This window comes from Pseudomonas sp. zfem004, assembly GCF_032621715.1.
In the GTDB taxonomy this organism is placed as follows: Bacteria; Pseudomonadota; Gammaproteobacteria; order Pseudomonadales; family Pseudomonadaceae; genus Aquipseudomonas; species Aquipseudomonas sichuanensis.
In genome coordinates this window covers 131,548-147,871 of record NZ_JAVYJF010000010.1, presented here as the reverse complement: position 1 = coordinate 147,871, position 16,324 = coordinate 131,548, and the positions used below count along the sequence as shown (strand labels likewise).

The following is a 16,324-nucleotide window of genomic DNA, read 5'->3' as shown; positions in this document are numbered from 1 at the left end:
GCCCAATCGACGCAAATTCTAGGAGAACAGCATGAAATTCAGTGAACAGTGGCTGCGCGGTTGGGTAAACCCGCAAGTCTCCCGTGACGAACTGGTTGCCCGCCTGTCCATGGCCGGCCTCGAAGTCGACAGCGTGACCCCCGCTGCCGGCCAGTTCAGCGGCATCGTGGTGGGTGAGATCCTCGCCACCGAACAACACCCGGACGCCGACAAACTGCGCGTGTGCCAGGTAAGCAACGGCGCAGAAACCTTCCAGGTAGTCTGCGGCGCCCCCAACGCCCGCCCAGGCATCAAGATCCCGTTCGCCATGATCGGCGCCGAGCTGCCGGGCGACTTCAAGATCAAGAAAGCCAAGCTGCGCGGCGTCGAGTCCTTCGGCATGCTGTGCTCGGCTTCTGAGCTGCAGATCAGCGAAGAGAACGACGGCCTGCTGGAACTGGCCGCTGACGCCCCGGTTGGCCAGGACATTCGCCAGTACCTGAACCTCGACGACGCCAGCATCGAAATCGGCCTGACCCCGAACCGCGGCGACTGCCTGTCCCTGGCCGGCCTGGCCCGCGACGTCAGCGCCCTGTACGACGTGCCGGTCACCCGCCCGGTAGTACCGGCTGTCCCCGCTGCCCACGACGAAGTGCGCTCGGTGGAAGTCAGTGCCCCGGCGGCCTGCCCACGTTACCTGGGCCGCGTCATCCGCAACGTCGACCTGAGCAAGCCGACCCCGCTGTGGATGGTCGAACGCCTGCGCCGCAGCGACGTGCGCAGCATCGACGCCGCCGTCGACATCACCAACTACGTGATGCTCGAACTCGGCCAGCCGATGCACGCCTTCGACCTCGCCGAAATCAACGGCGGCATCCGCGTGCGCATGGCCGAGGAGGGCGAGAAGCTGGTCCTGCTGGACGGCCAGGAAGTTGCCCTGCGCGCCGACACCCTGGTGATCGCCGACCACACTCGCGCCCTGGCCATTGCCGGCGTGATGGGTGGCGAGCACAGCGGCGTCAACACCGAGAAGACCCGCGACCTGTTCCTCGAAAGCGCCTTCTTCGAGCCGATCTCCGTCGCCGGCAAGGCCCGTTCCTACGGCCTGCACACCGACGCCTCGCACCGCTACGAGCGCGGCGTCGATTCGCAACTGGCCCGCGAAGCCATGGAGCGCGCCACCGCGCTGCTGCTGGAGATCGTCGGCGGTGAAGCCGGCCCGATCGTCGAAGCCGTCAGCGAACAGCACCTGCCGAACATCGCGCCGATCACCCTGCGCGACGAGCGCATCACCCAGATGCTCGGCATGCAGATGGACGCCGCCCAGGTCGAGCAGCTGCTCAACGCCCTGGAGCTGAAAACCAGCGCCAATGGGGCAGGGCACTGGACCGTAACTGTCCCAAGCCACCGCTTCGACATCAGCCTGGAAGTCGACCTGATCGAAGAGCTGGCCCGCCTGTACGGCTACAACAACCTGCCGGTCCGCTACCCGCAGGCGCGCCTGGCGCCCAAGGGCAAGCCAGAGACCCGCGGCGAGCTGCCGAACCTGCGTCGCCTGCTGGTCGCCCGCGGCTACCAGGAAGCCATCACCTACAGCTTCATCGACCCGAAACTGTTCGAGCTGTTCACCCCTGGCGTCGAGCCACTGGTGCTGGCCAACCCGATCTCCAACGACATGGCCGCCATGCGCGCCTCGCTGTGGCCGGGCCTGGTCAAGGCGATGCAGCACAACCTCAACCGCCAGCAAGACCGCGTGCGCCTGTTCGAAAGCGGCCTGCGCTTCGTCGGCCAGCTCGGCGACCTCAAGCAGCAGCCGATGATCGCCGGCGTCGTCACCGGCAGCCGCCTGCCCGAAGGCTGGGCCAACGGCCGTGACGGCATCGACTTCTTCGACGTGAAAGCCGACGTGGAAGCCCTGCTGGGCTACTCGGGCGCCCTGAGCGACTTCAGCTTCGTCGCCGGCAAGCACCCAGCCCTGCACCCAGGCCAGACCGCCCGCATCGAACGCGACGGCAAGGAAGTCGGCTACCTCGGCGCCATCCACCCGGAACTGGCCAAGACCCTCGGCCTCGACCGCCCCGTCTACGTCTTTGAGCTGGTGCTCGGCGATGTAGTGGAAGGCCGCCTGCCGAAGTTCAGCGAACTGTCCAAGTTCCCGGAAACCCGCCGTGACCTGGCCCTGATCGCAGGCCGTGATGTAGCTTCCAGTTCGGTGCTTGAAGTAATTCGTGACAATGCCGGCGAATGGCTCACAGACCTCAGGCTGTTTGACGTCTACCAGGGTAAAGGCATTGATCCTGATAGAAAAAGCCTGGCCGTCGGCTTGACCTGGCAACATCCATCGCGCACTCTTAACGACGATGAGGTGAACGAAACCCTGCAAAATATCCTCACCTCGCTCGAACAAAGGTTGAACACCACGTTAAGGAAATAACGGCATGGGTGCTCTGACGAAAGCTGAGATGGCCGAAAGGCTGTACGAGGAGCTGGGGCTCAACAAGCGAGAGGCCAAGGAGCTGGTCGAGCTGTTTTTCGAAGAAATTCGGCACGCGCTTGAAGACAACGAGCAGGTCAAGTTGTCCGGTTTCGGCAACTTCGACCTTCGCGACAAACGCCAGCGGCCGGGCCGCAACCCCAAAACCGGGGAAGAGATCCCGATCACCGCGCGCCGCGTCGTCACCTTTCGTCCAGGGCAGAAGCTGAAAGCCCGGGTAGAGGCCTATGCTGGAACCAAGCCATAACGACGAGCTGCCCCCCATCCCGGGCAAACGCTACTTCACCATCGGTGAAGTCAGCGAGCTCTGTGCGGTAAAACCGCACGTGCTGCGCTACTGGGAGCAGGAATTCCCGCAGCTCAACCCGGTGAAGCGTCGTGGTAACCGGCGGTATTATCAGCGCCAAGACGTGCTGATGATCCGCCAGATCCGCGCTTTGCTGTATGACCAGGGCTTTACCATTGGCGGGGCGCGGTTGCGGCTCTCCAGTGATGAGGTCAAGGATGAATCCAGCCAGTACAAGCAGTTGATTCGGCAGATGATTGCCGAGTTGGAGGATGTGTTGGTGGTGTTGAAGAAGTGACCCGTTTGCCGATGAATGGAAATTTTTGAAAAAAAGCTTTCATTAATCAAAAGGTTAGGGTACATTTCTTCTCGTTCTCGGCAACATTGAGAATCGCCTTGTCGGGGCGTAGCGCAGCCCGGTAGCGCACTTGCATGGGGTGCAAGGGGTCGAGTGTTCGAATCACTCCGTCCCGACCATATTCAAAAAGCTCAGCCGTTACGCGGCTGAGCTTTTTTATTTTTTGCGGCTTAGGGCCGTGCGGATTCTCAAGGCAGATATGTGCGATGTGTGCTTGAGCGTCGTATAATTCAAGCGCTCATGTAGGGGGGGGTTCATGCCAACAGCGGTCTCATTATTCTCGGGATGTGGTGGGTCAGATGCCGGTGTGATAGCTGCCGGTTTTGATGTCATTATGGCAAACGACGTCCTGGCGTACGCCCATGATGTTTATTTAGCCAATTTCCCAGAGACCGACTACAGAGTTGGAGATGTCCAAACTATTGCCAATTTTCCAGCTGCTGAGTTACTAGTTGGATGCTACCCCTGCCAGGGGTTTAGTCAGGGTGGTGCGCGGATAGCAAATAGAAAAATTAATACGCTGTATTTAGAGTTTGCGCGTGCATTAAATTTGATTCAACCCAAAGCATTTATTGCAGAAAATGTATCTGGTCTGAGGAGAAGCACCTATAGGCATCTATTGGAGGACCAGTTAAAACAGTTCTCTGAAGCAGGGCGTCACGGTTATGACGTTCATTGGATGCAGCTCAATGCACATGAGTTCGGTGTGGCGCAAGAAAGAAAGCGCTTGGTTATAGTGGGTATTAGGAAAGATTTTAATATTCCATTTGTTTTTCCAGGGCCTACTCATGGCCCTCTTACCGATACACCATATTTCACCATCGCTAATGCTTTAGACGGTTTGCCAGACTGGCCAGAAGGAGAGTTCTGTGATGATCCATTCCATTGGTACTATCTTTCGAGAAATCGGCGAAGAGATTGGTCAGAGGTAAGTAAAACCATCGTCAGTCATATGCGACATATGCCTTTGCATCCGATTAGTCCATCACTCCTTCGAATAAATACTGATAAGTGGGTTTTCGAGAGTGAAGCCCCGGCTCGTAGGTTCTCCTATAGAGAAGCAGCGCGGTTGCAGGGTTTCATGCCTGCATATACTTCTCATGGCGGGGATATGATTTTTCCAGAATCTATTACAGGGGCAAAGGCAGACTTTTCTCACAATATGCTACGGCACAAATATCGAGTTATTGGTAATGCGGTGCCTCCACCGCTATTTCATGCCGTGGCAGGAGCTTTGCCAAATATCTGGGACTAATAAAAAGGCCAGCATTAAAGCTGGCCTTTTTTATACATACCGCTTTACTACGAGATTGATTGCGTCTGATATTTTGGAGTCAAATTTTTCTTTAAAATGCTCATGATTGTCTTCAGAGATTTTTGCGATTCTTAGACGATCAAAAGTGATCCCGGCGCGTCGACATACGTCGTTGAATATGGCGTGCCCAGGAATGTGATGTGGTACGGAGAAAGCTCGTAAAAATTTAGCGTAGGTGACAGGGTTGATCCATCTCTGGAGTCTCTCCTCCTGAAGGTCGGAAAACTTAGTGTCCCAGTCATCGCCACATGCACACTGACCTAAAATAAATAGTTGGCCGTTTCGGAAGTCACCAAACGGTTTCCAAACAATGAAGTCTAGCCCCTCGTCTTTTGGAGCGTTCGGAGACTCGCCGTCTTCTAGGTGAACTGTGGGCAGCCATTGAAACTCACCGAGAGTCAAATCATTAACTCTCTCAAAGAGCTTTTTGAAATTTTTAGGTCTTTCGATAGGATCGTGAGAAGGGGCTCCTGTTCTAATTCCTTCGGCTGATGCTCCCAAGTAGCATTTAGCAACTTCGGTAACCATAAGCTCGAATAATATGGGGAGCTGATTGTAGGGCGATGAACTTATGTCTTTCTGGATTGTAGTTACTAAACAGAACTCATAAGCTAAGGTTTTACTTTCATTATATGTTAATGCATTGCCGTTTCGAGTGAATGGATATGAGTTGCCACCAAGCTTAATGCGCCTGTCGATTTCCTGGATTACAGGGCCCGTGATCATATCTAAAGCAAACTCTTCGTCTCGCCATGTGTACCCATGGTCTGGTAAATCAGAGTGATGCTCGTCGGCAATTATATCATCAGCTACGCCAATATCTATTGGTGTGGTGCCGCGCTTGATTGCATTAAGTTCCGCCTCGTCAGCGTTGGTCGCGGGCTTGAATAAAATACCTCTTTGATCCCATCGATATGTATCTTGAAGATGCTTCATTTAGAGAAAATCCGGGCTGTCCATTTCGCGCAGAGATTTGAAAAGATTGGCACTAAGCTGAGCTACATCTCGAGTCTTGCCAATCATATGGATCGCATCGTTTTTGTCTAACTTCCCTTCGGACACGATTTTTAGAGCGCTTGCAATCGCATTTTCAGCCTCAATCATAGATGAAGCAAACTGATCGATGGGGGACTTTGAAAGAGCTTCGATTTGATCTACTGTTTTACCTGCGCGTAAGAGTTCGCGCTTATTCGGATCTGCAATTGCGCTAGCTAATGCTCCCAATTGTCTAGAGTCCGCGATCAAACCGTTCCGGGCTTTGCTACGATCGCCAAACATATAGCTGATAGCGGCCGCGGAGTCGGCCGTTTTGCCTTTAGGAATAGGTGTCCTATTCGTAGGGTCAAATTCACTTAGCCCCAAGTAACTTCTGACCTGGCTGTAGTCCAAGAAAGTATAGATCCAAGAAAATGGGAAGTCTGGGTTGCTACCACGCCCTTTTCGTAAGCTGTCACTTGGAATAAACTTCCCTTCATCTTTTAGTTGATTTATGAAGTAGTAGCCTTCCAGCAGTCTTTGAATTGTTCTGTTTTTGTCGCCAGTTACTTCGGCAATTTGCTGAAGTGTCATTTGTCCGGAAGAGACCACGTCATCAATCCATGATGCCTTTGCATAGGAGTCCCATGCTTTTGCCGACATGATGTGGCGCACGCCAAGATATGCATTCAGGTTTAGAGAGTTGTCACCAGTCTCGAACACATGTACTGGGACTGTGGTTTCCTTTGTCCACGTACTCTTTTTATTTTCTAATATGTCAGAAAATCGGCGTGCCTGGTTGCTGGCGCGGTCATCTCCTGCTAGAACTAAACATGCCGAAAGCCGTCGGTTACCTTCTACTACTGTGTAGCTTCCATCGGCTTCATGTCGAGCAATTAAGGGCTCTGCTGAGAAGTAGCCGTTGTAAGCAAGTGAGCTGATTACATCCTCAATTCCGAAGTTTTCAACTATAAAGTCAAGGATGTCATTCTGATTTGCCCTGCCTCCCTTTGCGACGCCAAATCGAGGGTTTTTACTGTCAAGTTTGAGTTCGTTGAGTGCAATGTATTTAATGGGGGCTTCTGGTATGGAGAGCACTTGCTTCTGTTTGCGTTGCGACATGAGTAGTTTCTGCCGTCTGATAATGAAAAGTCTGGAGTATAGCTTTTTTGTCGTGGGATTTCCAGGTGGTGCGCTATTTAAAACTGCTATGCTATTTTGGCGCAGCAATTGATTGGCTGGTTGTGCTATTAAAAGTTGCTCGGGATTTTATTCTTTTGAGCGAACAGAAAGGCCATTTTTACTCTGCTGCAATATTGGAGGCTACACGTGGTTTTACCAACTCCGCCTTTGTAGTTTATTACAGTTATAACATCCATATTACCTCCAGCGGATAGAGTCTGCATTGTGGCCTTTAGCCATCTTCATGGTAAGCTATCAGCGACTGGGTGGCCGCGCAAGATGGCACTATAGAATCAGAATTGCTGCGGCATCATTTGAGAGTGAAAATCATTCAGGAAGTATCTTGTTACAGCTCAATGGATGGGCTAATAAGATTTTCCCTCTTCTATGTAGTCCGTTTCCGAAACATACTCCCACCCCCTTACAGCCCGTTGCAGCAGCTGCATCACCCATCTAGTCTCGCCAAGTCGCTACCAACTCAGCGACCGGTTTTGACAGACCGGGAAGATAGTAACGCGCGTGCACGGCCGTCTATGGTGGCTGTACGTGGGGCACCTCGGTGCGCCGGTTTCCTATTTTCCCGGTCTGTCAACCCGCGTACAGCTGCCACCTTTCTGTTTGACAGCAGAGAACGGTAGCTCCATTTGAAAATAGGAGCTCTACCATGCTGAAAATAGTCCCCGACCCACCCCACCACAACAAATACACCTCCCAAACCCTAGAAGACCTCCTGGTCCAAATCTCCGAATACCTAGTCTGCGCCCTAACCGTCAGCCAGCAGTCCATCCTGCTCCACACCAACCCTCCAGCCCAGGTCCTGACCCTCGCCGCCATCCATGAAATCGAAGGCGCCCACACCCTGGTGGAAGTGGCGCTAAGCCGCGTGCAATCCCAACACTGACCTGGCGAACTCGTACTCGCCCTAGATGTTCACCGATCAGGCCCCGCGCCGTTCGCGGGGCCGCAGGAGGAGTGGTATGGATAAGGAATCGCAACCCCCACGCATCAAGGAACTCACCACCACCGGCGTCGGCCATTTCGGCGAAGGCGGGGAGGCTGGTGTGCAAGACCCACTGTTCCGCGTAGTGGCGGGGCATCCGCTGGACCATGCGGTGGAGCAGGCGACCGTGCTGATGTGTGCGGTGCACAAGATCAGTGACCTGGCGATGGTGGAAACGGATCACCTGCCCACGCTACTGACGGCGATGCACTACCTCAGCGGCATGGCCAAGGCGCTGGTCCAGGATGCGAACCACGGCTTGATGGCCCCAGCCTTGCGGGGCGAATAGAGCACAAGCAACACGCCCGAAGCTGTCTTCGGGCGACATGACTGCCCTGTGGTGGCGTGCCGGAAATCGATGAACCGTTCAATTGCCGCGTCGGCTCTCAAGCTTGGTAAACAGAAACATGCCAGTCAGCATCGCCAACACGAACAGCAAAACCTGCCACCGCCCCGTAGACACCAACGCCACCACCGGCCCAGGGCAGAACCCGGCAATCCCCCAGCCCACGCCAAACACCAGGCTGCCGCCAATCAAGCGGGCATCCAGCGTGCGCTTCACCGGCAACTGCATGGGTGCACCGAGCAAGGACTGCTTGCGCGTGCGCGCCCAGTTCAGCGGGGCCGCTGCCACCGCGATGGCGCCTGCCATCACCAGCGCCAGGCTGGGGTCCCAGGCCCCGGCTAAATCGAGAAACGCCAGCACCTTCGCGGGATTGGTCAGGCTCCCCAGCAGCAGACCGAAGCCAAAGATCAACCCTGCGAGAAAAGCCGTGAACTTGCGCATGTTCAAGCCCCCAGCAGATGGCGGATGACATACACCGTGGCAAATCCGGTCGCCATGAAGCACAAGGTGGCCAGCATCGACCTCGGCGACAACCTGGACACGCCACAGACGCCATGGCCACTGGTGCAACCCGCGGCGTAGCGGGTGCCCACACCGACCAGCAGGCCGGCAATCACCAACGCCGGCCACCCGGCGTGGACCTCGACCTTGGGCAATACGCTAAACAGTCCCCACAGCACCGGCGCCAGCACCAGGCCGAGCAGGAACAGTGCCTTCTCGCTGCGGCCCTCACCATCGCTCTGGATCAGGCTGCCAAGCAGGCCACTGATGCCGGCGATACGGCCATTCGCCAGGATGAACAGGCTGGCGGCCAGGCCGATCAAGACGCCTCCGGCCAAGGACGCCCAAGGTGTGAAGTTGACCCAATCGATGTTCATGCTGCAGCTCCCGCCAACAGAAGTTCTGCTCAAAATATAGGCCTGCGCGGGCACAAGAGCCTGTGCCAAAAGAGCTAACCGTTAGCTGCCGAACTCGGTCATCCGCGGGCCGGGATTGTAGTACCGTTCTGAAACCTGTAACGATGGGCTCGCCCAGGGTCCGCATGTTTGCTTCTGCTGTATTATTGCCTTCGTCAGGCCACACATGCGGTAGCTGTCGCAGGGGCGAGAAAAGGAGCAAAACATGTCCAAGTCAAGGGTCAAGGTGGCTTTCCTGGCCGCCGAGCGCGAAGCGCAGGAGGCCAAAAAAGCCTTTCTTGAGCTTGTGCATGCTGACATCTCAGAGCATCCGGAAAGGATCGAGCCCATCCCGTCAGCGTTGCTGAATCGTATGGGTCACCTTCGGGCCAAGGCGCAAGCGAATCGCGAGCGTACCGAGCTGCTTGAAGGTTGAGTGATGCAGCCGGGGATGATTACGGTAGTCAACGAATGGGCACTGCTTGGTCATCCGCTTTTCTCAGCCGTTTTGAAGCATTGATTGTCGAGGCTGAATGTCTGGCAGCCGATGATCCTGACGGATTCCATAACCATCCCCATTACAAGCTTCTGGAAAAAGTCGATGCCTCTATCATGGAGCGCGTACCGGCAGATCCAGGTGTGAAGGCTTACGTTCAAGGCAACACTCTGGGTAAGGACTGTCGGCACTGGCGTAGGGTCAAAGCCGGGCTGCCCAACCGCTATCGCCTTTTCTTCCAGTACCGAGGCGACATTCCCAAAAGCATCATCTACGCATGGCTGAACGACGAGGCGACCCTACGCAAGGCTGGCGCTCGTACTGATGTCTATGCGGTTTTCAAGGCGATGCTCAAGAAAGGCGCAATGCCCGATACTTTTGCCGACCTTCTCCAGGCTTCCTCCCCAGTACCTGAGTACAACTGAGCGGTTCTGAATCAACGCTCAGCGCTGCAGAAGTCAGCAGAAGCCACATGCAAAACCCACGTCTCGGTACCATTGGCCTCAAACCGTTTCCACGGGGTGGCCAGCGCCTGTGCAAGGGGGCTAATACGCACGGTGATGCAAGCTGATCTCGTAGGTCCTACAGGATTTCTTCTGCTATTCATGTAGTCCATTTCCCAACAGCCCTTTTTCAAGCCTTAGCCTGTTGAGATGGTGAGTCTGCACGACTAGTCTCGCCCTGCTCGTCGTGTTTCACCGTCCGGGGTTGGCCGGGTCTTCAGGTCAGCAAAAAACTGCACAAGGATCGTGCGCAATGGCCCGGAGGTTCTGGAGGGGGAGACGCGGCGGGCTCTTTTTTTCCACTGGGCGGGTGGCCGGTCGCGGCCGTTGCCGTCGTTGACAGGGGGTAGCGCATGGACAAGGAAGAGCAATCTAAGGAGCTGCAAAAACTGAACGTCATCGCACTAGCCCATCGCGGCAAGCAGATGCCAACACGCCACTGGGTGCAGGCCATGCCAGGGCTGCAGACGCGTGAGGTGCTGGAAGAGGCTGCAGTCATCCTGGGCTGCGTCACCGGGCTTACCCAGCAGGCACTGGCCAAGCCGCGCGAGGCACAGACGTTGATGCGGGCGACCTACTACCTCAGCGGCCTGGCCAGGGTCATGATCGAGGGGCAGCTGCCCTTGATCAAACAGCAAGGCGACAAATGAGGCTCGACAGTTGAACGACAAAGCCGCTTCCGGAGCACCGGGAGCGGCATTTTCATGTGCGCAACCGGCCCGATTGGATCAAGCCCCGCGCCGCCGCAGTACCGTCGCCAACGCCACGGTCAGCACAACCGCCACCACTACGGCCAGCCCCATGGTTGCAGCAATGCCGATGCGCTCCAGCAACCCGGCCACGATCAGGTAAAACGCAATCACCCCCACCGCGCCAATCGCATTGCCGCGCACCATCATCGCCATCCCGGCGCGCCCGCTTTGCACGTGGGCAAACACCACCAACGGCCAGGCGATCACCGGGATCGGCGCCAGCATCCCGCTGGCGGCAGGCCCGAGCCAGCTGGCCAGGCTGGTGGTGATCATCAGCAGGCCGGTGGCGGACACCATGCGCAGGGGGATTTCCCAATAGCGGTGGCGGGGTTGGGCGAGGCCGTCGGGCCTGGTTTCGCGGCCACTGGCGCGGATCAGCACGGCGATCAGCAGCAGGGCCACGGCAATCGACAGGGGCAGGCCGCCCCAATGGGTGAAGGCGTAGGCCGCCACGCCATAACACAGCATCGCCAGCGGCGCGGCGCAGGCAATGCCGAAGCGGCGGGTGCTGTACAGGTAGACGGCGTAGGTGGCCTGCACCGCCGCCAGGCCGCCGAGGGCGCCGGGCACCGCGCCGAGGACGAACGCCGTGCCTTGCTCAAGGCACAGGAAGGTCATCACCAGCGCCGAGGTGATCGGCAGGCCGGACAGCAAGCCGCCGAGCAGGCCGCCCCAGCGCCGCGAGGCGAGGGACACGGCCCACATCAGTAGCGGCGTGACGATGAGTTTCAGGTAGAACAGGGTCATTACGTGGGTATCCGCTGTTGCCAAGGGTGCGCCCGCCGTCGGCATTGGGTGGGGCGCGGATGGATCAGCCGCGGCTGGCCTCCAGCGCCTGGGCCAGGTCGGCAATGATGTCGTCGCTGTGCTCGATGCCGATCGACAAGCGCACCATGTCCCGTGGCACGCCGGCCTTTTCCAGCTCTTCGTCGTTGAGCTGGCGGTGGGTGGTGGAGGCGGGGTGGCAGGCCAGCGACTTGGCATCACCGATGTTCACCAGGCGCACCACCAGCTGCAGCGCGTCGATGAAGCGAGCCCCTGCGGCCTGGCCGCCCTGGATGCCGAACGACAGGATCGAGGCCGGCTTGCCGCCGGTATAGCGCTGGGCCAACTCATGCTCGGGGTGGTCGGGCAGGCCGGCGTATTTCACCCACGCCACTTGCTCGTGCCCTTGCAGGTAGTGGGCAACCTTGAGCGCGTTCTCGGTGTGGCGCTCCATGCGCAGGGCCAGGGTTTCCAGGCCTTGCAGGATCAGGAAGGCATTGAACGGCGACAGCGCCGCACCGGTGTTGCGCAGCGGCACCACGCGGCAGCGGCCGATGAACGCGGCGGGGCCGAAGGCTTCGGTGTAGGTCACGCCGTGGTAGGAGGCATCGGGGGTGTTGAGCAGGGCGAAGCGTGCCTTGTGCTCGGCCCAGGGGAACTTGCCCGAGTCGATGACGATGCCGCCGATGCTGGTGCCGTGGCCGCCGATGTATTTGGTCAGTGAGTGCACCACGATGTCGGCGCCGTGCTCGAACGGGCGGCACAGGATCGGCGTGGCCACGGTGTTGTCGACGATCAGCGGCACGCCGTGGCGGTGGGCGGCGGCGGCCAGGGCGGCGATGTCGACGATATTGCCGGCGGGGTTGCCGATGGACTCGCAGAACACCGCCTTGGTGCGTTCGTCGATCAGCGCTTCGAGGGCGGCGATGTCGTCATGGGCGGCAAAGCGGGTGGTGATGCCCATGCGCGGCAGGGTGTGAGCCAGCAGGTTGTAGGTGCCGCCGTACAGCTTGGCCACCGAGACGATGTTGTCGCCGGCCTCGGCGACGGTCTGGATGGCGTAAGTGATGGCGGCCATGCCCGAAGCCACGGCCAGCGCGCCGACCCCGCCTTCGAGGGCGGCCATGCGCTGCTCGAGCACGTCGTTGGTGGGGTTCATGATGCGCGAGTAGATATTGCCGGCCACCTTCAGGTCGAACAGGTCGGCGCCATGCTGGGTGTCGTCGAAGGCGAACGAGGTGGTCTGGTAGATCGGCACGGCCACGGCCCGGGTGGTCGGGTCGGGGCTGAAGCCCGCGTGGATGGCGAGTGTTTCCAGCTTCATGCAGTCGTTCCTTGAGCGTGGGTGGAAGCGGCTGAGCATGGAGCGCGACGCCTGTGAGGGTCAAGCCGTCTGGCAGGCAGTTTTGCCCAAGCGGTGACAGAGTGCGCCCAGTATGTCTGTCGTACTTGGTAACTTCTTAGTGGCGTATTTTCGGACGCGTCCGACATACAGCCGCACTGTGCGCCATTAGATTGCGAGCCTTTTACAGGAAGTTCGTAACATGGCTTATCACGGATATATGTCGATCAAAGGTTCGCTTCAGGGGCTGATCTCGGCGGGCTGCTCCACCCAGGACTCAATCGGCAACAAGTGCCAACTGGGGCATAGGGACGAAATCATGGTGCTGGCTTTCGACCATGGCCTCACCCATGCCGACAACACGCAGCGCGCGCTGCACCGTCCCGTCTACCTCACCAAGTTCGTCGACAAGGCCACCCCGCTTCTGGCCCAGGCGCTGGACAGCGGCGAGCGGGTCGAATGCGACATTCAGTTCTTCCGCACGAGCGCTGCGGGCCTCCAGGAAAAATACTACTCGGTGAGACTCGGCGGGGCGGTGATCGTCCAGCAGAACGTCGCCATGCCCCACGCCGTCCTGCTCAACGAGCAGGAGCCGCAAGAGTATCTGGCGCTGCGCTATCGGGATATCTCCTGGGTGCACCATGTGGCCGGAACAACCGGGTATGCAACCTGGGGCGAGGAATGAGCGGGCGTAGCGAGCATGACGTGCCGTGGGACGACGACTTCTGGGAGGTCAGCCATGCCGCGGCGCGGCTGACGCAATATGCCTGCGAAGTTGCCGCGCGGTGCCTGGATGATGGGATGTTGCGGCTGCAGTTTACGCAGGAAATGGCGTATGTCGGGAAGGGCATTGTGGAGGATGTTCGGACCGGGAGGAGAACGCCGGAGCAAGGGCTGATTCAAATAAGGAAAGAACATGCCGAGTTGGCTGATCAGTTTTTTCAATATTCAAAACTGGTGGCAGGGTTGGCGGCCGGAGTAATACAGATTGCAGGCGGTGTCGCAGTATGCAAGCTGACCGCAGGGGTTGCGTGTGCTTTGGGGGGTATTGCACTCATGCAGCATGGGATCAATGCAGTTTATGAAAATGGTCGAAATATTTTTCAGGGAAGAACCGATACGGTAGGTCCATTGAGAAAGGGTTATCAGGAAGTAGCCAAGGCGCTGGGAGGGAAGGCTTCGCATGGGAATGTCGTGTATGCCGCTACGGATATGGCGTTGTCTGGTTTTGGGTTGACTACGCTCGTTGTTGGTCGAAATGCTTGGAGGCTTTTTAAGTACATCAGGTCTGATATGGTTCCTGCGTACAAAAATTTGGGGGCAGGAGCTATAGGCTTAGAGCTTGGTGTGAACGTCATGAATGGGGAGCTGATCTGGGTGGAGATTCAGAAGTAATGATTTCCTGGTTGTTCGGATGCTGCGTGGTTGTCGGGGTGGTGATTGCGTATACGCTTAGGTATAGGTTTTCTGGAGCGAATTTCAGATGGGTGACTTTTTGGTTGTGCGTGGTTTTCAATATATTTTTTTCAACTTATTACATGAGGATTATGGAGCGGTCCTATCTATTGTTTATTGGGTATATGCCTGACTTTAGATATGAAAACCCTGCTGTTGGGTGGTGGTGCATTGTTGGTATGTGGATGCACAGCTTTGCATTTCCCGTGCAGTGGGAGCCAAAGAAATGGTTCAGAAAAAAGTGAAGCGCTACTGCGAATTCATGGGTAATGAAGTCGGCACGCTGGATTTTGGTGTATGGGATAGCTGAGGGGTTGGCCCTCGTATTCATGCTCATTCACCTATACGGCATTGTGGCAATAAATAATGCTCGCTGTTTTTCTGGCTTATCCAAGGGTAGGGCTGATTCAACGCGGCTGGGATGATTGGTTGTAATTTGTAAGGCCTGATGATGATTGTGCGATGCTATGGTTTTATGTTGTTTTCTCTTTTGCAGCACTTGCGGGGTCACGGTTTCTAAGGTGCTGCGTAACAAAGCGAGGCGAGGAAGATACGAGGCATGGTGCTGTGATTTTCTATAATGTTATTCTGGCGTTCATGCATTGTTCGGTGGGTGCTCTGGATAAATATTTTTATGTCTATCAACGGCCCGACATAATTGAGCGTCACCCTCAAGTATTCTGGTTTGCTTGCGTATTTGCCGTGCTTCATTTTGTTGCACAATTCCGGAAGAATAATGTGAATTGCTTCCGTTGGAAAAGAGACATGGATATTTTGAGGTAACGCCGTGGGGTGCTTATGACTGCCTTGACGTTTTTTCTTGTCGTGTGCTGGAGCCTGTCATCGTCAATGCTTTTCTGGTTCTTTTTTTCCGGAATCAATCTGACCGAGGGCAAATCGGTACTCGGTTCGTTCTACAACATTGGCTTCGCGGTTTTTTACTTCTTCCATGTCTTTCCCGGTGAATATGGACGATTCGGCCTCCCCGTCGAGACCGTTCATGAACACCCCTGGATCGTCTGGTTGTCGATCCCGATGATTCTGCACCACCTTTGGATCATCCCTGGGCTGACCCCTTCCCCCATCCGCTTACGCCGCAAATGGGACCCCACCTTCAAGCGCCACGGCGAACCCTGACCCTATCGCCCCACCACCCCCTGAACCCGCGTCGTCTCTTCCTCCAAGTACGTCAGCAACGCCGCCACCTCCGTCTCCCCCAACCGCATGTTGGGCATCGCCAGCTGGTTGTACTGCTGGTACAGCAGCATGGCTAGCGGGTCTTTTTCGGCCAGCATCTGGTCCGGCACCATCAGCCAGCGTTTCAGCCAGGCTTCGTCGCGCTGGCGGGTCACCCCCAGCAGGTCCGGCCCAATCCCGCCGGTGGCACCGCGTTCGGCCTCGCCCACGGTGTGGCACGATGAGCAGCGGGTGCGGAACAGTTGCTCGCCGGCACTGGGCGTGCGGATCTCGGGCGCCTGGGTGTAGTCGAGGTTCTGCACGCTGGCGGTCTTCCAGTTGTGCAGGCTGTTGGCCAGGCGGTCGGCGAGGATGTACGGGCTTTCGAAGGGCGAGGCTTTCATCCAGCGGCCGGTGCTTTGGTTGCCGATGATCAGGCTCAGGTTGTGGTCTTTGCTGCGGCCGTTCTCCAGCCCTTCGATGTACAGGCCGAGGCTGCGGCGCAGCTGTTCGATGTCGGCGGCCTCGCCGGTGAGCAGGGTCCAGCCCGGGCCGATGGAGAATTTTTCGGCGTAGCGCTTGAGGGTGGTGGGGGTGTCGTTATAGGGGTCGATGCTGATCGAGTAGAAGAAGATGTCCTGGCCGACGCGTTCGCCCAAGAGCTTCTGCACCTGGCGCAGGCGCGCGGTTTCCACCGGGCAGGAGTCGCCGCAGCCGGTGAAGATGAAATTGATGGCGACCACTTTGTCCTTGATCAGGTCGTCGAAGAACCTTACCTGTTTGCCGTCCTGGGTCAGCAGGGGGATGTTGGGGAAGTAGTTGGCACCCCAAGGGGTGTCGGGGTCAGCGCTGGCGCTGGTTGGGGGCAGGGTGCAGGGCAGGCTGAGGATGATCAGCAGGGGCAGCAGCAGGCGCCAGGTGCGGGGCATGGTCTTACCCTCTTGGGTGTGTGACAAGGCCTGGGCTCGTGGGAGCGGGCTTGCCCCGCGATGGGCCGTGCCTGG

The 16,324-nt window shown here is 57.3% G+C and carries 19 protein-coding genes and 1 tRNA gene; 13 read left to right on the top strand and 7 right to left on the bottom strand.

The window, feature by feature from the left end; all coding sequences use genetic code 11:
* The first annotated feature begins 31 nt into the window (after positions 1–31).
* The 5 genes from pheT (at position 32) to RTH46_RS13380 (ending at position 4,372) form a co-directional block, all read left to right on the top strand.
* On the top strand, positions 32–2,413 hold the full coding sequence (gene pheT, locus RTH46_RS13400; protein WP_316905896.1) for a phenylalanine--tRNA ligase subunit beta: 2,382 nt from the start codon (positions 32–34) through the stop codon (positions 2,411–2,413).
* Between the two features lie 4 nt (positions 2,414–2,417).
* Positions 2,418–2,720, top strand: coding sequence for an integration host factor subunit alpha (ihfA, locus tag RTH46_RS13395; protein WP_009394049.1), 303 nt, complete (start codon positions 2,418–2,420; stop codon positions 2,718–2,720).
* Positions 2,701–3,057: a MerR family transcriptional regulator gene (locus RTH46_RS13390; protein ID WP_011533210.1), complete on the top strand. Its 357-nt coding sequence runs from the start codon at positions 2,701–2,703 to the stop codon at positions 3,055–3,057. The genes ihfA and RTH46_RS13390 overlap by 20 nt, the downstream gene beginning before the upstream one ends.
* A gap of 102 nt (positions 3,058–3,159) precedes the next feature.
* Positions 3,160–3,236 (top strand) — tRNA-Pro (locus tag RTH46_RS13385).
* A gap of 137 nt (positions 3,237–3,373) precedes the next feature.
* On the top strand, positions 3,374–4,372 hold the full coding sequence (locus tag RTH46_RS13380; RefSeq protein WP_316905895.1) for a DNA (cytosine-5-)-methyltransferase: 999 nt from the start codon (positions 3,374–3,376) through the stop codon (positions 4,370–4,372).
* Positions 4,373–4,402: 30 nt separating this feature from the next.
* On the opposite strand, the gene RTH46_RS13375 is transcribed toward RTH46_RS13380, so the two are convergent.
* Together RTH46_RS13375 and RTH46_RS13370 are read right to left on the bottom strand one after the other, a co-directional pair.
* The gene (locus RTH46_RS13375) at positions 4,403–5,368 is read right to left on the bottom strand and encodes a hypothetical protein (protein ID WP_316905894.1); all 966 of its coding nucleotides are present in this window, start codon (positions 5,366–5,368) and stop codon (positions 4,403–4,405) included.
* The gene (locus tag RTH46_RS13370) at positions 5,369–6,529 is read right to left on the bottom strand and encodes a ParB N-terminal domain-containing protein (protein WP_316905893.1); all 1,161 of its coding nucleotides are present in this window, start codon (positions 6,527–6,529) and stop codon (positions 5,369–5,371) included.
* 724 nt (positions 6,530–7,253) lie between these two features.
* On the opposite strand from RTH46_RS13370, the gene RTH46_RS13365 reads away from it, so the two are divergent.
* Together RTH46_RS13365 and RTH46_RS13360 are read left to right on the top strand one after the other, a co-directional pair.
* Positions 7,254–7,490, top strand: coding sequence for a hypothetical protein (locus tag RTH46_RS13365; protein WP_316905892.1), 237 nt, complete (start codon positions 7,254–7,256; stop codon positions 7,488–7,490).
* Between the two features lie 76 nt (positions 7,491–7,566).
* Positions 7,567–7,878, top strand: a complete 312-nt coding sequence (locus RTH46_RS13360) for a DUF3077 domain-containing protein (RefSeq protein ID WP_316905891.1) — start codon at positions 7,567–7,569, stop codon at positions 7,876–7,878.
* Between the two features lie 78 nt (positions 7,879–7,956).
* On the opposite strand, the gene RTH46_RS13355 is transcribed toward RTH46_RS13360, so the two are convergent.
* Both RTH46_RS13355 and RTH46_RS13350 read right to left on the bottom strand, forming a co-directional pair.
* Positions 7,957–8,376: a DUF6691 family protein gene (locus tag RTH46_RS13355; protein ID WP_316905890.1), complete on the bottom strand. Its 420-nt coding sequence runs from the start codon at positions 8,374–8,376 to the stop codon at positions 7,957–7,959.
* A gap of 2 nt (positions 8,377–8,378) precedes the next feature.
* Positions 8,379–8,813, bottom strand: coding sequence for a YeeE/YedE family protein (locus tag RTH46_RS13350; protein WP_316905889.1), 435 nt, complete (start codon positions 8,811–8,813; stop codon positions 8,379–8,381).
* Between the two features lie 244 nt (positions 8,814–9,057).
* Between RTH46_RS13350 and RTH46_RS13345 the strand changes: the two genes are divergently transcribed.
* From RTH46_RS13345 to RTH46_RS13335, 3 genes are all read left to right on the top strand, one after another.
* Positions 9,058–9,267, top strand: coding sequence for a hypothetical protein (locus RTH46_RS13345; protein ID WP_316905888.1), 210 nt, complete (start codon positions 9,058–9,060; stop codon positions 9,265–9,267).
* 35 nt (positions 9,268–9,302) lie between these two features.
* Positions 9,303–9,752: a type II toxin-antitoxin system YhaV family toxin gene (locus tag RTH46_RS13340; RefSeq protein WP_316905887.1), complete on the top strand. Its 450-nt coding sequence runs from the start codon at positions 9,303–9,305 to the stop codon at positions 9,750–9,752.
* A 431-nt stretch (positions 9,753–10,183) separates the two neighbouring features.
* Positions 10,184–10,480: a DUF3077 domain-containing protein gene (locus RTH46_RS13335; RefSeq protein ID WP_316905886.1), complete on the top strand. Its 297-nt coding sequence runs from the start codon at positions 10,184–10,186 to the stop codon at positions 10,478–10,480.
* A gap of 78 nt (positions 10,481–10,558) precedes the next feature.
* On the opposite strand, the gene RTH46_RS13330 is transcribed toward RTH46_RS13335, so the two are convergent.
* Positions 10,559–11,329 (bottom strand): hypothetical protein, encoded by a 771-nt coding sequence (locus RTH46_RS13330; RefSeq protein ID WP_153787471.1) that lies wholly within the window; start codon positions 11,327–11,329, stop codon positions 10,559–10,561.
* A 64-nt stretch (positions 11,330–11,393) separates the two neighbouring features.
* Positions 11,394–12,671: a bifunctional O-acetylhomoserine aminocarboxypropyltransferase/cysteine synthase gene (locus RTH46_RS13325; protein WP_316905885.1), complete on the bottom strand. Its 1,278-nt coding sequence runs from the start codon at positions 12,669–12,671 to the stop codon at positions 11,394–11,396.
* Between the two features lie 220 nt (positions 12,672–12,891).
* Between RTH46_RS13325 and RTH46_RS13320 the strand changes: the two genes are divergently transcribed.
* The 3 genes from RTH46_RS13320 to RTH46_RS13310 all read left to right on the top strand — a co-directional run bounded on the left by RTH46_RS13320 (position 12,892) and on the right by RTH46_RS13310 (position 15,281).
* Positions 12,892–13,374: an Hcp family type VI secretion system effector gene (locus tag RTH46_RS13320; RefSeq protein WP_153787469.1), complete on the top strand. Its 483-nt coding sequence runs from the start codon at positions 12,892–12,894 to the stop codon at positions 13,372–13,374.
* Positions 13,371–14,084 (top strand): DUF4225 domain-containing protein, encoded by a 714-nt coding sequence (locus RTH46_RS13315; RefSeq protein ID WP_153787468.1) that lies wholly within the window; start codon positions 13,371–13,373, stop codon positions 14,082–14,084. Before RTH46_RS13320 ends, RTH46_RS13315 begins: the two co-directional genes overlap by 4 nt.
* Positions 14,085–14,942: 858 nt before the next feature.
* The gene (locus RTH46_RS13310; protein ID WP_316905884.1) at positions 14,943–15,281 is read left to right on the top strand and encodes a hypothetical protein; all 339 of its coding nucleotides are present in this window, start codon (positions 14,943–14,945) and stop codon (positions 15,279–15,281) included.
* A 2-nt stretch (positions 15,282–15,283) separates the two neighbouring features.
* On the opposite strand, the gene RTH46_RS13305 is transcribed toward RTH46_RS13310, so the two are convergent.
* Positions 15,284–16,249, bottom strand: coding sequence for an SCO family protein (locus RTH46_RS13305; RefSeq protein WP_316905883.1), 966 nt, complete (start codon positions 16,247–16,249; stop codon positions 15,284–15,286).
* Positions 16,250–16,324 lie beyond the last annotated feature (75 nt).

Bases quoted from the DNA above. Each gene is read 5' to 3' on its own strand.
- RTH46_RS13345 (WP_316905888.1), top strand. From the start codon at position 9,058: ATGTCCAAGTCAAGGGTCAAGGTGGCTTTCCTGGCCGCCGAGCGCGAA.
- RTH46_RS13320 (WP_153787469.1), top strand. From the start codon at position 12,892: ATGGCTTATCACGGATATATGTCGATCAAAGGTTCGCTTCAGGGGCTG.
- RTH46_RS13355 (WP_316905890.1), bottom strand. From the start codon at position 8,376: ATGCGCAAGTTCACGGCTTTTCTCGCAGGGTTGATCTTTGGCTTCGGT.
- pheT (WP_316905896.1), top strand. From the start codon at position 32: ATGAAATTCAGTGAACAGTGGCTGCGCGGTTGGGTAAACCCGCAAGTC.
- RTH46_RS13390 (WP_011533210.1), top strand. From the start codon at position 2,701: ATGCTGGAACCAAGCCATAACGACGAGCTGCCCCCCATCCCGGGCAAA.
- RTH46_RS13380 (WP_316905895.1), top strand. From the start codon at position 3,374: ATGCCAACAGCGGTCTCATTATTCTCGGGATGTGGTGGGTCAGATGCC.
- RTH46_RS13370 (WP_316905893.1), bottom strand. From the start codon at position 6,529: ATGTCGCAACGCAAACAGAAGCAAGTGCTCTCCATACCAGAAGCCCCC.
- RTH46_RS13340 (WP_316905887.1), top strand. From the start codon at position 9,303: ATGGGCACTGCTTGGTCATCCGCTTTTCTCAGCCGTTTTGAAGCATTG.
- RTH46_RS13375 (WP_316905894.1), bottom strand. From the start codon at position 5,368: ATGAAGCATCTTCAAGATACATATCGATGGGATCAAAGAGGTATTTTA.
- RTH46_RS13360 (WP_316905891.1), top strand. From the start codon at position 7,567: ATGGATAAGGAATCGCAACCCCCACGCATCAAGGAACTCACCACCACC.
- RTH46_RS13350 (WP_316905889.1), bottom strand. From the start codon at position 8,813: ATGAACATCGATTGGGTCAACTTCACACCTTGGGCGTCCTTGGCCGGA.
- RTH46_RS13310 (WP_316905884.1), top strand. From the start codon at position 14,943: ATGACTGCCTTGACGTTTTTTCTTGTCGTGTGCTGGAGCCTGTCATCG.
- ihfA (WP_009394049.1), top strand. From the start codon at position 2,418: ATGGGTGCTCTGACGAAAGCTGAGATGGCCGAAAGGCTGTACGAGGAG.
- RTH46_RS13335 (WP_316905886.1), top strand. From the start codon at position 10,184: ATGGACAAGGAAGAGCAATCTAAGGAGCTGCAAAAACTGAACGTCATC.
- RTH46_RS13315 (WP_153787468.1), top strand. From the start codon at position 13,371: ATGAGCGGGCGTAGCGAGCATGACGTGCCGTGGGACGACGACTTCTGG.
- RTH46_RS13330 (WP_153787471.1), bottom strand. From the start codon at position 11,329: ATGACCCTGTTCTACCTGAAACTCATCGTCACGCCGCTACTGATGTGG.
- RTH46_RS13305 (WP_316905883.1), bottom strand. From the start codon at position 16,249: ATGCCCCGCACCTGGCGCCTGCTGCTGCCCCTGCTGATCATCCTCAGC.
- RTH46_RS13365 (WP_316905892.1), top strand. From the start codon at position 7,254: ATGCTGAAAATAGTCCCCGACCCACCCCACCACAACAAATACACCTCC.
- RTH46_RS13325 (WP_316905885.1), bottom strand. From the start codon at position 12,671: ATGAAGCTGGAAACACTCGCCATCCACGCGGGCTTCAGCCCCGACCCG.